The sequence below is a fragment of the Candidatus Zymogenaceae bacterium genome (genome assembly GCA_016931225.1).
GTDB lineage: Bacteria > Desulfobacterota > Zymogenia > Zymogenales > Zymogenaceae > JAFGFE01.
This window is the reverse complement of record JAFGFE010000026.1, coordinates 81,931-94,160: the sequence shown is the minus strand read 5'-3', so window position 1 is coordinate 94,160 and position 12,230 is coordinate 81,931. Positions and strand designations below refer to the sequence as shown.

At 55.8% G+C, this 12,230-nt stretch carries 12 protein-coding genes; 11 read left to right on the top strand and 1 reads right to left on the bottom strand.

All coding sequences use genetic code 11. The features are described from left to right. Positions 1 to 419: 419 nt before the first annotated feature. From ndk to JW885_10985, 8 genes are all read left to right on the top strand, one after another. Positions 420 to 854 carry a nucleoside-diphosphate kinase gene (gene ndk, locus JW885_11020; GenBank protein MBN1882696.1) on the top strand — a complete coding sequence of 145 codons (435 nt, stop codon included), beginning with the start codon at positions 420 to 422 and terminating at the stop codon, positions 852 to 854. A 14-nt stretch (positions 855 to 868) separates the two neighbouring features. Continuing rightward, positions 869 to 1,930: a 23S rRNA (adenine(2503)-C(2))-methyltransferase RlmN gene (gene rlmN, locus JW885_11015; GenBank protein ID MBN1882695.1), complete on the top strand. Its 1,062-nt coding sequence runs from the start codon at positions 869 to 871 to the stop codon at positions 1,928 to 1,930. 99 nt (positions 1,931 to 2,029) lie between these two features. Further along, positions 2,030 to 2,698, top strand: a complete 669-nt coding sequence (locus tag JW885_11010) for a response regulator transcription factor (GenBank protein ID MBN1882694.1) — start codon at positions 2,030 to 2,032, stop codon at positions 2,696 to 2,698. A 3-nt stretch (positions 2,699 to 2,701) separates the two neighbouring features. Further along, positions 2,702 to 4,126 carry a heavy metal sensor histidine kinase gene (locus JW885_11005; protein MBN1882693.1) on the top strand — a complete coding sequence of 475 codons (1,425 nt, stop codon included), beginning with the start codon at positions 2,702 to 2,704 and terminating at the stop codon, positions 4,124 to 4,126. Positions 4,127 to 4,232: 106 nt separating this feature from the next. Next, positions 4,233 to 5,711 (top strand): DegQ family serine endoprotease, encoded by a 1,479-nt coding sequence (locus JW885_11000; protein MBN1882692.1) that lies wholly within the window; start codon positions 4,233 to 4,235, stop codon positions 5,709 to 5,711. 215 nt (positions 5,712 to 5,926) lie between these two features. Continuing rightward, positions 5,927 to 7,471 (top strand): AMP-binding protein, encoded by a 1,545-nt coding sequence (locus JW885_10995; GenBank protein ID MBN1882691.1) that lies wholly within the window; start codon positions 5,927 to 5,929, stop codon positions 7,469 to 7,471. A 120-nt stretch (positions 7,472 to 7,591) separates the two neighbouring features. Next, positions 7,592 to 8,260, top strand: coding sequence for a DUF4013 domain-containing protein (locus JW885_10990; protein MBN1882690.1), 669 nt, complete (start codon positions 7,592 to 7,594; stop codon positions 8,258 to 8,260). A 333-nt stretch (positions 8,261 to 8,593) separates the two neighbouring features. Beyond that, a complete protein-coding gene (locus tag JW885_10985; GenBank protein MBN1882689.1) occupies positions 8,594 to 9,262 on the top strand; it encodes a DUF4013 domain-containing protein in 669 nt (222 codons plus the stop codon). A 159-nt stretch (positions 9,263 to 9,421) separates the two neighbouring features. Here JW885_10985 and tmk read toward each other — a convergent pair whose 3' ends face one another. Beyond that, positions 9,422 to 10,054, bottom strand: coding sequence for a dTMP kinase (gene tmk / locus JW885_10980; protein MBN1882688.1), 633 nt, complete (start codon positions 10,052 to 10,054; stop codon positions 9,422 to 9,424). A gap of 173 nt (positions 10,055 to 10,227) precedes the next feature. Between tmk and JW885_10975 the strand changes: the two genes are divergently transcribed. From JW885_10975 to JW885_10965, 3 genes are all read left to right on the top strand, one after another. Then, positions 10,228 to 10,878 (top strand): DUF4013 domain-containing protein, encoded by a 651-nt coding sequence (locus tag JW885_10975; protein MBN1882687.1) that lies wholly within the window; start codon positions 10,228 to 10,230, stop codon positions 10,876 to 10,878. Positions 10,879 to 11,007: 129 nt separating this feature from the next. After that, the gene (locus tag JW885_10970) at positions 11,008 to 11,478 is read left to right on the top strand and encodes a hypothetical protein (protein ID MBN1882686.1); all 471 of its coding nucleotides are present in this window, start codon (positions 11,008 to 11,010) and stop codon (positions 11,476 to 11,478) included. A gap of 41 nt (positions 11,479 to 11,519) precedes the next feature. Further along, positions 11,520 to 12,215, top strand: a complete 696-nt coding sequence (locus JW885_10965; protein ID MBN1882685.1) for an MBL fold metallo-hydrolase — start codon at positions 11,520 to 11,522, stop codon at positions 12,213 to 12,215. The last annotated feature ends 15 nt before the right edge of the window (positions 12,216 to 12,230 follow it).

The following is a 12,230-nucleotide window of genomic DNA, read 5'->3' as shown; positions in this document are numbered from 1 at the left end:
GATATGCGAAACGATCCTCGGCATCCGGTGTTGCATCATGTGAGAATGCCCGAATCGCGGGTCCTGTGAACGATTCGATGTGGATGGTGTCAAAAAAAGAGGCGCCCCGGAATATGTTTCCAAGGCGTCCGGGGTGATTGGGGACGTCCTGTCAACCGGGGTTTCGGAGCGACCGATACACGGGCACGGAAAAACGGTTCAAGACCGGCATCAAGACGGGTCTTGACAGGGCCGTATCATGTTGGTACTATTATTGATTACTTCGTTATTCGAGAAAAATATTTAAAAAAAATCGGGGTGTCGGGCCGCTTTCTCTCTCTGTGTGAAAGCGGCGCGAAGTAAATCATCACACGACACATACAATACAGGATCGTTACCAGCAGGCCGAACGTACCGGCCGCTATTTACTCGAGGAGGAGATCATGATCGAGCGGACGCTGTCCATTATCAAGCCGGATGGAGTAAAAAAGGGTGTGATCGGGGATGTCATCAGGCGGTTCGAGGAAGAGGGCCTGAAAATCGTCGCCATGAAAATGATTCACATGAGCAAGCGTGAGGCGGAGGGGTTCTACGACGTGCACCGCGAAAAGCCGTTTTTCTCAAGCCTCACAGATTTCATGAGCTCCGGCCCCTGTGTCGTCCTGATATTGGAAGGCGAAGGCGCCATCACGAAAAACCGCGAGATCATGGGGGCGACGGATCCGGCCAAGGCCGACGAGGGAACCATCAGAAAACTGTATGCCAGCTCCATCGAGGTCAACACCGTTCACGGTTCCGACGCCCCGGAAACGGCCGCCGTGGAAACAGCGTACTTCTTTCCCGCCATTGAGAGATTCTCATACGAGCGGGAGTAAAAACGGAGAGAGCCATGCGGGACCTCCTGGGTCTCACACCGGAAGAGATGGAACAATTCGTCGTCTCGCTGGGAGAGCGTCCCTACCGGGCGAAACAGCTCCTTTCATGGATCTATCGGAAGGGAGAGACGGACATCTGTGCCATGTCGGATATCTCCCGGTCGTTTCGTGAGGTCCTCTCGTCTCAGGCTCGGATAGACGTCCCCACAATCGATGTTGTCAAGACTGCCGCGGACGGCGCCGTCAAGTTCCGTCTCGTCCTAACGGACGGCCGTAAGGTGGAATCGGTGCTGATATTCGATCCGCCCCGGACGACCCTGTGCGTATCGAGCCAGGTGGGGTGTTCTTTGGGATGCCGCTTCTGCCAGACCGCGACGATGGGTTTCCTCAGGAACCTGACATCCTGTGAGATCCTGGGGCAGGTGCTCCTGGCGAAACGATATCTTCATGATGTCGGGGGGCGGATCACGAACATCGTCTTTATGGGCATGGGGGAGCCGCTGCTCAATTATCCGGAGGTGAGCCGGGCGCTGGACGTCATCTGCGCCCAGTGGGGTTTCGGATTTTCATGGAGACGGGTGACGCTCTCCACCGCAGGCATACCGGAGATGATCGGGACCCTGGGGAGAGACCGGCTCATCAACCTTGCCGTTTCCCTCAACGCGGCGGACGACGAAACCAGAAGCCGGCTGATGCCCGTAAACCGCGCGCATCCCCTGGGGGAGCTGCTCGCATCTCTTCGGGAGTATCCCTTGAAAAAGGGGAGGCGCATCACCCTGGAATACGTAATGTTGGGGGGCGTCAACGATTCGACGGGAGACGCCCGAAGGCTGGCGGGGCTCATCCAGGGCCTCAAGACCAAGGTGAACCTCATTCCGTTCAACCCGTACCCGACCGCGGAGTTTGAGAGGCCGGGGGAGACGGCGATCGGTGCGTTTCAGCAGGTGCTCATCGACTCGCATATCAATGCGATAATCAGAAAAAGCGCCGGCGGCGATGTGTCGGCCGCGTGCGGGCAGCTGGTAACGTCGGAGCCGGAAAGAGACGCGACCACATGTGAGAGAAGGGTGAAATAGCGTTTGAAAAAAGGGCGGCACTCGGGTAAAATTATACGATACATATCGGTACTCATACAATTTCATCTCTAACCGTCTTATCGGACGAAGGAGTGAACGGTGAGAATCCTGGTAGTGGAAGATGAGGCAAAGGTGGCCTCTTTCATCAAAAGGGGGCTTGAAGAGGAGCATTACGCGGTGGACGTGGCGTCCGACGGAGAAGAGGGCGTGGACATGGTGGATGTGTATGAATACGATCTCGCCATACTCGATATCATGCTTCCGAAGCGGGACGGCCTCAGCGTTCTGTCGCATATCAGAAAGAAAAACAACTCCATGCCCGTCATCCTGTTAACGGCAAAGGACATGCTGGAGGACAAGGTCAAGGGGCTGGATATGGGGGCCGACGATTACCTGACCAAGCCCTTTGCATTCGAGGAGCTGCTGGCACGGATCCGGGCGCTGTTGAGACGGGGAAAGCCGGAGGAAAGCCTCAAGCTGGTGCTGGACGACCTGGTCCTGGATCCGGTCACCCATACCGTCACCCGCGCCGGCTCCGACATACCCATGACCGCCAAGGAATATTCGCTGCTGGAATACTTCATGCGAAACCCCGAGCGGGTGCTGACCCGAACGATGATATCCGAGCACGTCTGGAATATAAAGTTCGATACGTACACCAACGTCATCGACGTATACATCAGCTATCTCAGAAACAAGATCGACAAGGGGCACGATAAAAAACTGCTTCACACCGTTCGCGGTGTGGGGTATATGATCAAGGGTTAGGAGATGGTTTTCACCTCAATACGCGTAAAATTCGTTGCGTGGTATACCCTTGTCCTGATGGTAACCCTCGTCGCCTTTTCGTGTCTCCTCTACGTCTTTCTCGCCAAGGCCCTGTACGAGAGCATCGACAAAAAACTCATCACCATCGCGGAGCTGACGGCGGACTCCAACGCCCGGATCACCACCGAGCCCGAGGGATTGACCGATTACATGGAGGAGTTCCTCGGTTTCAAGCCGTCGGCGAACTATATCCAGATCATGGATAAATCCGGGGACCTGAACTACGACTCGGACGGAAGCCTCCCCACGAAGCTCCCCATCACCGCAGATACGGTCCGCCTGGCGAAAAAGGGGGAGCCCTTTTACGAAACGCTCATGGGGCTGGATACCTACCCGATACGTATGATCAACTATCCGGTCATGAGGGGCGGCGAGCTGGCGACGCTGGTTCAGGTCGGGACGTCCCTGGAGTCCGTCAAGGAGACCCTCTCCCGGCTTTTGCGAACGCTTCTCATCATCGTTCCCCTGATACTGCTCCTTTCCAGCATGGGGGGATATTTCCTGGCCAAGGCGACCCTTGATCCGGTCAAAGAAATCGTCACGACCGCCCGGGAAATCAGCGCGATGAATCTGTCGCGGCGGATTTCCGTGAAAAACACCAAGGACGAGCTGGGAAAGCTGGCGGGCACCTTTAACGAGATGATCGAGCGCCTCGAAAAATCGTTCTCCCGGGTCATGCAGTTCAGCGCCGACGCCTCCCACGAGCTAAGGACCCCCCTGACGATCCTCAAGGGGGAAACCGAGTGGGCGCTGCGCTCCGCCAGGGATATGGACGCCTACAGGGAAATCCTCACCAGCAACCTCGAGGAGATCAACCACATGAGCAACATCATCGAGGACCTCCTGGTGCTGGCCCGGGCGGACATGGGGGAGATGCCCATGGAGATGCATCCCATCGCCCTGAGCGCCGTTCTGGGGGAGGTCTACGACATGGGAAAGGTCCTGGCGGACATGAAGGGGATGGAGCTGGTGCTCGACGTGGAGGACCTGGACGGAGTCCGGATTCTCGGGAACGACCTCAGAATCAGGCAGCTCTTTCTCAACCTGCTGGACAACGGCATCAAGTATACCAGAGACGGCGGGCGGGTGGACCTGTCCGCCCAAATTCAGGAAGAAACGGTGCGGGTAAAGGTGATGGACAACGGCATCGGTATTTCGGAAGACGATCAGAAACGGATTTTCGATCGATTTTACCGGGTGGATAAGCATCGATCGCGTGCGGAGGGCGGCACCGGGCTCGGCCTCTCGATATGCCGCTTCATCACCGAGGCTCATAACGGAACCATAGAGGTGTCAAGCAACACGGGCATAGGGAGCACGTTCACGGTCACGCTCCCCATATACGAGGACGGCGAAAGCGGAGATTAAGAAGATTTTAACATCGTTCTAATCAGCGACTAATAATTTCCGATAATACTGAAACAATAAAAGTACAAGAAATCTCATATAAATACCCACTCTGGAGGTCCAACATATGAATCAGATGCGAAATGATATCGCACGAAACAGGAAACACCGAGCGTTCCAGGCGCTGGCTCTGGGGATCGCTGCATTACTGCTCCTCATCTCTCCGGGAATGGCGACGGCCGGCATATTCGGGGAAGCCGAGGGATCGGGCGAGGGTGTTCCCTATATCACACTGCCGGATTTCACGGTTCTGGCAAAGGAGCTGAAACCGGCGGTTGTCAATATCAGCACCACGATGGTCGTTGGAACCGGCATGCCTCCCGGATATTCACCCTTCGAAGGATCGCCCTTTGATGACTTCTTCGGTCCTTTTTTCGAGGGATTTCCGGAATCCTACGAGACACAGAGCCTTGGCTCCGGCTTCATCATCAGCAACGACGGTTACATCCTGACCAACAATCACGTTGTTGAAAACGCAACGGAGATAACCGTCACCCTTGAAAACGGCGACACCTATTCCGCCACGGTCATCGGCACCGACCCGAAAACCGATCTCGCGCTCATAAAGATCGAGGCGGGGACGAACCTCCCCACGGTCGTTCTGGGTGATTCAGATGACCTCGAGGTCGGTGAGTGGGTCATCGCCATCGGAAACCCCTTTGGTCTCTCCGAAACGGTGACGGCGGGAATCGTCAGCGCGAAGGGTCGGGTGATCGGTTCGGGACCCTATGACGACTTCATACAGACCGACGCATCCATCAACCCGGGAAATTCCGGCGGCCCGCTGTTTAACATCAACGGAGAGGTGATCGGCATAAACACCGCCATCATCAACCAGGGCCAGGGAATCGGTTTCGCCATCCCGGTGAATATGGCCAAGTCTCTCCTGCCCCAGCTCAAGAAGGGAAAGGTCGTGCGGGGATGGCTCGGCGTGGTCATACAGGAGATCACCCCTGAGCTGGCCGAGTCCTTCGGACTGCCCGGAACCGACGGCGCGTTGATTTCCGATATTGAGCCGGGGAGCCCCGCGGACAAGGCGGGCCTGAAAAAAGGAGATGTTATCCTGAAATTCAACGGGGTCACCATCTCTGAGATGAAGGAGCTTCCCGCCGTTGTGGCCATGACTCCGGTGGGTGATCGCGCCGTCATCACGGTATTCCGTGAAGGCGTGATGAAGGACATCTCTGTCTTGATCGGGGAGATGCCCGATGAAACCATGGTAGGCGCGGCGCCGTCGACTCCCGGCACCGGACCGGGTGTGGACGATGCGGACGTGGGCATCGTCGTGGAGGAAGTCACATCGGAGATTTCCCAGTACCTGGGCCTGCCGGATACCAGCGGCGTGCTCGTTTCCCAGGTGGAAACCGGATCTTTCGCCGAGCGGGCGGGCATCCTGAGGGGGGATGTGATCCGGGAGATCAACCATAAGAAGATCACCTCCCTCGATGACTTCACGCGGGAGATGGCAGAAGCCCAGAAGATGGGAAGATATCTGTTCTTGATCTGGAGAAACGGAACGACCATCTTTATCGCCATCAACACATAGAGAAAACACACTATGCCGCGCCGTTTCAGGCGGCCGTGTGGGGATGCGAAAGAGTCCTCACACCGTCCTGGGAGGCGTTCAATACCGGGGGCGCGTGACGTAACACGCGTCCCCGATTTTTTTTGACTCGTGGGGGGAAATCTGATACATGAAGAAGACGAAGGCCCTTTGTAAGGATCGATAACCGGACGGGGCGTCGAGGAGGGGAATTTTCGATGAACCTCGGAGCACTGGTGACGCGCAACGCCGGGATGCTGCCCGACAAGGAGGCGTTGATCTTCGAGCAGGAGCGGTATACGTGGTATCAGGTCAACGACCTGGTAAACCGGTTCGCGAATACCCTGATCGATGCGGGATTCACAAAGGGGGACACGGCACTGCTCTGGATGGAGAATTCGGACCTCTTTGTCATCGCGTTTTACGCCGTGGTCAAGGCGGGCGGGGTTGCGGTGCCGGTGAACTATCGGCTGGCGAAACCGGAGGCCGAATACATCTTCACGCACAGCGACGCCGTGGCTTTGGTGTTCGACGACGGCTTTGAGCCGATCGTTCGGGAACTGGAGCCGAACCTGGTGAGCATCACGCAGTATTATTCCTCGGGGCCGGGACGCTTCGCCCGCTACGATCCGCTCCAGAGCATGCTCAGGGAGGGATCGCCGGAGGAGCCGGCCGTTTCGGTGGATGAGGACGACCTGTCGGAGATACTCTATACCGCCGCTTTCGACGGCACGCCCCGGGGGGCCGTGTTCACCCATCACAGCCAGATGGTTCTCGCGGCGAGCGCCTTAAGCGTGCTGGGGCTCTGCACCGACGATATCATCCTCCACATGGCCCCGCTCTTTCACGGGGCGCAGTTGAACCTGTATCTCAATCCCGGCACCTACGTTGGGGCGACCCATGTGATCAGGCGGAACATGCCGCCGTACAAGGACGTCCTTCTTCTAATGGAGAAAGAGAGGATCACACAGGTATTCGGGCCGCCGGTGATGTATTCGATGCTGATGAACGAAGAGGAGTTCGAAGCATACGACCTGTCGTCTATCCGCCGGTTCGCGTACGGGGCGGCCCCCATGAGCGCGGAAAAGGTCCGGGAGATGCTCAAGAAGTTCGGACGGACCGATTTCGTATGCCTGTGCGGCCTGATAGAGGGGGGGCCCGGGGGCGTTGCCCTGCCGCCGGACAGACAGGTCCAGAAGGCCGGCTCCGGCGGCATGTACGCGGTGAACATGGAGTGGAAGCTCACAGACGAGGGGGGCGAAACCATCACGAGGCCGGGCGTTGCCGGGGAGCTGGCCCTCAGGGGCGAGACGATCATGACCGGGTACTACAAGGATCCCGATGCAACGAAGGAGATCATCAGGGACGGATGGCTGTTTACCGGAGATGTGGGCGTGATGGATTCGGACGGATGCGTTACCCTGGTCGGCCGAAAGAAGGACCTCATCATCACCGGCGGCGAGAATGTCTACGCCCGGGAGGTGGAGATCGCGGTCGGCGGACATCCCGGGATTAAAGACGTCGCCGTCATCGGCATGCCGCATTCGGAATGGGGGGAGACGGTCATGGCGGTTATCGTCGCCGACGGCCCGGAGCCGCCCACGCTCTCACGGTTGCGGGAATTCTTGGAGCAAAAAATCGCGGATTATAAGATCCCCCGCATCCTGGAGGTGATGGAGGAGCTGCCGAGAAGCGAGACCGGGGAGGTGTCAAAGGACCTCCTGCGGGAGATGTTCCGGCATCGGGATTTTAAGACCGGGTAGAAGGGACACACGCGTGTCGCCGGGGAGTTCTCGTTCCGCCGGGAAATCGGGACATTCCGGGAATAAGGGCGGTAAAACGCGAACTATACCGCATAACAAAACGAATCAAGGTGACCGTCTGTGATTGATCTGAAAAAGGCGATAACATATCCTTTTGACGACGAGCAGTGGCCGCGGAAGCTTCTCATCGGCTTCGCCCTGTTCCTGGTGCCGATCGTCAACTTCTTCGTGGTGGGCTACGCCTATCGAATATTTAAGACGGCTCTCAGAAAGGAAGACCTCTCTTTACCGGAGTGGGATAACTGGAAGGATCTCTTCGTCAACGGATTCAAGGTATGTGTCATAATCCTGTGTTATTTCTTTATTCCATTAGTGTTCAGGATCGTCACAGTTATTCTGGTGCGTGAGGGGGCAAGCGCGATCATCCTCTTGATTTTTATTCTCCTGGCTGGACTGCTACATTTCGCGGCGATGGCATGTTCATCCATGGCCCTGACTTTTTTCGCAAAGAGCGACGAGAGATTCAAAGAAGCGTTTTGGCTGGAGGAAATCGTCTATCATATACGAAACGTGCTGGGAGATTTTTTTATTGCGTTTCTGATTATATTCGCCATACACTTTTTTATGTTATTATTTAACATTATTCCCTTCCTCGGATTGATTATTTACATTATGACGTTGTTTTACCTTATATGCCTTGTTTGTCCCGGCATATTTGGCTCGATCTGTGCCGAGATCTTTGAGGATGTGGAAATATTGCAAGAAACTACTCAGCCACCATGGTTATAGCATAATATGTACAAATTCGTGATGGATCGAATGACACTGAGCCGTCTGAGAGATAGGCATTGAAGGGGTTTCTGGAATTGAAAATCACCGGGTGTAATCCCCTCTCGGATTCTTGAGACGTTTGAGGCGATTTCAAAAAAAGATAAAGGGGGTGTATTGAAAGAACTCCTGCGGGAGATGTTCCGGCATCGGGATTTTGAGATCGGCTGAAAGCGGGCGGTGCGTATCGACGCGGACCCTCCTTTTTGCCGGGGAACCGTACCACCCCGGAAAAACGAGAGGGACGGCTGAAAGAATAACACCCGTAAAAACAGAGCGTTAAGGAGACAGTCTATGATCGAGCTGCAAAAGGTGATAACGTATCCGTTCAAGGACGAGCAGTGGGCGTTGAAGATTCTCATCGGCATCGCCCTGTCCCTGGTTCCGATCGTCAACTTCTTCGCGATAGGGTACGCCTACCAGATATTCAAGGCGGCGTTAAGAAAAGAAGAGCTGTATATGCCGGAATGGGACGACTGGCGGGATCTCTTCGTAAACGGTTTTAAGGTGTTCGTCGTTGTCCTCTGTTACTTTTTTATCCCGATGCTGTTGATATTCTCCGCGGGGGCGCTGTGGATCGTATCGTTTTTCCTGTATGAGGAGGGTACCGCCGTCGAGCAGCTGGTGGTCATCGGATTATTCCTCTTTCTTTTGGGGGGGCTCTTGTACCTCGCGGCGCTGGTGCTGTCTCCCATGGCCCTGGCCCTGTTCGCCAGGAACGACGAGAATTTCGGGGAGGCGTTTCGCCTGGGAGAGATCATCTCCCGCATAACATCGGTGATGGGGGATTTCGCCCTCGCGATCCTGATTGTAATCGCCATGGTTTTTATCATCATGGTATGCAGCATGATACCCCTTCTCGGATTTTTTGTCTCAATCGTATCGACGTTCTATCTCTCCTATCTGTTCTATTTCGGTCTGTTCGGCTCGGTGTGCGCTGGGGCCTTTGACGGGGCCGAATAGATACCCGCAGCGTCACCGGCGTCGGGTGCGCGGCGAATGAAAAAGGGCCGGCACGGGCGTGCGTGAAAGCCCCTTCGATGGGCGATGAAAAGTCGTCCGTAAGCATGGAAGGCGGGAAAAACCTCGATAGAAGACGGAGCACGGATACCGCGGTCGGTATCAGTCGTGGGGGAAAAGGGATAATTTTCGCCGCACCGCGGACAGGCAGGCTTCAAACACCTGGTCCGGCGGCAGGGTCCCGTCGATGACGACGGCGTATTCGAGGGACGATACGGTATCGAGGAATATCTCCCTGACACGCGTGAGATAGCCCCTTGTTTCAAAGGCGGTGACGCCGCGGCGGTTTTTCGAGATGCGATCAAGACCCGTGGCGACCGGCACGTCGAGAAACAGAAGCAGATCCGGCGTCGGCGCGAAGGCCTCATTTTCCGACCGGATACGCTCGATCTCCAGCCCCCGGGCGCCCTGGTAGGCGATGGTGGAAAAGTAGTATCGATCCAGCACGACAACGCCACCCCTCTCAATAATCGGGATGATGTTGTCGGCGACGTTTTCCCGTCGGTCCCGCATGAACAGGAGATATTCCTCCTCCGGGGCCTCCCGGACGCCCCGATTCGCCTGATCGCGAATTTTTCCTCCCCACTTTCCGTTTGTCGGCTCCGTCAGAGAGACGACGTCGTGACCTGCGTCTTTCAGATACGACGCAAGGCGCTTCGCCTGAAGGCTCTTGCCGGAGCCGTCTATGCCCTCAAAACAAATCAAGACACCCCGGGTGTGTTTTATGTGACTCATCTTCTCGTCCGCTCCATCGGCTCGAACAGGTATATCATGGGTTTCAACGGCGTGCAACAGGATTGTCCGCGGGCAAGTAAAAAAGTTCTTTAAAAAACCGTGCTGATATTGTATAATTGATAAGATAGATAAAATAAAGAGGCAAAGATTCTTTACATATTGAGGAGGCAACAATGGCTTTGGACATTGGAAAAGCGTTAAAATTCCCGCTTAATGACGAGAACTGGATCGTCAAGGTTCTCATCGGCACGGTGCTGATGATTATCCCCATTGTCAACTTTATTCCCATTGGGTATGTGTACAACATCTTCAAGAAAGTCCTAAACAAGGAAGAGCCGGTTCTGGCCGAGTGGGAAGGTTGGGGTGATCTGTTCGTCAGGGGGCTTATGGTCTTCCTTATCATGTTGGTTTACATAATTGTTCCGTGGATTATAATGATGATCGGCGTTGGAATCATGTCCGCTGGTGCGAGCAATGAATCGGGCGCCCTGACCGGACTGGGCGGATTCGTGATGTTTATCGGCGGTCTGCTCTATCTCGTTGTCGCACTGCTGGTTCCCTTCGCCCTGGCCCATTACGCCAAGAACAACGAGGAGTTCGGCGCGATCTTCAAGTTCGGCGATATCATCGGTAACTTTTTCAAGGCCGTCGGCGATTACCTGCTGGCCATCGTGGTCATGATCGGCATCTTCTTCGTCCTGGGTATTATCGGCATTATACCGATTCTGGGATGGATTGTCGGTATTCTGGCGATTTTCTACGTGTCGGTGGTTATGTACACCCTGCTTGCCATGGCGATTCAAAAGGCCTACGAGGTGGCGTAACGCATTACGCCCCATGTGGGGAGGCGTATCAAAAACCGTAACCATATCATTCGAGGGGGGCTCCAAGGCCCCCCTCGGTGTATATGAGCGATACGGAGGTGGATTGTAATGACATCCCGGGAACCTGTTATGAAACAGCATGTACCCCAGGCGCGGCTTGCCAACGGCGACGATACGATCTCTCTCGTCATGAAGGTCGCCGGACGGGAGTTCCCCGAAGTGCAAGAATACTGGGACGGGAACTGGATGATGATTCACCTCGTATTCACCATGCCCGGCGTGCACATTGATTTCATAGACCCCTGCATCCGCACCGACGAGCTGGAGGATTTTCTCGAGGAGTTGAAGAATTTATCCCAGGAGCACGTCATGGGAATCGAAACCGACTTCACCGAGCCGATTTTGTACCTCAACATGCAGATCATGGAGCCGGGCGGAGACGTTATCGCCGCCCAGGTGGAGATAAACGTCCTGACGGAACAGGCCCAGGCCGGCATGACCGTGGAGATGGACGTGACCATGGACGCGGTGGAGGAGTTTGTCCGGGGCATTGAGGAGATTCTCCGTGAATATCCGGTTGTGGACCGAGAGACGCATTAATCGGGTTTTCTTTGGGACGGCGCTTTTCAAATGAGGGAGCGATGAGCACAAAAAGAGAACGGATGCACATCGAGGGCTTCGTCTACCAGGTGGCGGGCGACGGCGTCACAAACGGAGAAGACGCATCGGCGTTTCTTCTGGCGCTGCCCGATCCGATTCTGATAGATACCGGGGCGGGACGGTCGGCGGAGAAAATCATCGAGAACATCGCGTCCGTCGGCGTGGAGCCTACGCGCATCAACATCATCGTCCTGACCCATAACCATATAGACCACATCGGCGGCGTCCCGGTCCTGAAAGAGCGCCTGGGCGCATCCATCGTCATGCACGAGCTGGACGCCGATGCCGTAAGAAACGGAGACAACAGCGCCACCGCGGCGACCATGTACGGGGTGGATTTCCCCCCCACTCCGGTGGATCGAACCTTCAGCGGGGATACGGATACCGTTAACAGCGGCGACGTCGAGCTGGTGCTGCTTCACACGCCGGGACACACCCCCGGCTCTATCTCGCCCTACGTCGTGTATGAGGGCACGACCATTCTATTCGCCCAGGACGTCCACGGGCCCTTTCTACCCGCCTTCGGTTCGGATATCTACCTGTGGCGGGAATCCATGGAGAAGCTTCTTGATCTGCAGCCGGATATCCTGTGCGAGGGACACTTCGGCATCTATCGACCGGGTAAGAGAGCCCGGGCGTATATTACTGGATATCTCGACAGATACGCGCGGTATTGAAGGGGGAAATAATTG

Excerpts from the sequence above, each read along its gene's own strand:
- rlmN (MBN1882695.1), top strand. The coding sequence starts at position 869 with ATGCGGGACCTCCTGGGTCTCACACCGGAAGAGATGGAACAATTCGTC.
- JW885_11005 (MBN1882693.1), top strand. The coding sequence starts at position 2,702 with ATGGTTTTCACCTCAATACGCGTAAAATTCGTTGCGTGGTATACCCTT.
- JW885_11000 (MBN1882692.1), top strand. The coding sequence starts at position 4,233 with ATGAATCAGATGCGAAATGATATCGCACGAAACAGGAAACACCGAGCG.
- JW885_10995 (MBN1882691.1), top strand. The coding sequence starts at position 5,927 with ATGAACCTCGGAGCACTGGTGACGCGCAACGCCGGGATGCTGCCCGAC.
- JW885_10985 (MBN1882689.1), top strand. The coding sequence starts at position 8,594 with ATGATCGAGCTGCAAAAGGTGATAACGTATCCGTTCAAGGACGAGCAG.
- tmk (MBN1882688.1), bottom strand. The coding sequence starts at position 10,054 with ATGAGTCACATAAAACACACCCGGGGTGTCTTGATTTGTTTTGAGGGC.
- JW885_10975 (MBN1882687.1), top strand. The coding sequence starts at position 10,228 with ATGGCTTTGGACATTGGAAAAGCGTTAAAATTCCCGCTTAATGACGAG.
- JW885_10970 (MBN1882686.1), top strand. The coding sequence starts at position 11,008 with ATGAAACAGCATGTACCCCAGGCGCGGCTTGCCAACGGCGACGATACG.
- JW885_10965 (MBN1882685.1), top strand. The coding sequence starts at position 11,520 with ATGAGCACAAAAAGAGAACGGATGCACATCGAGGGCTTCGTCTACCAG.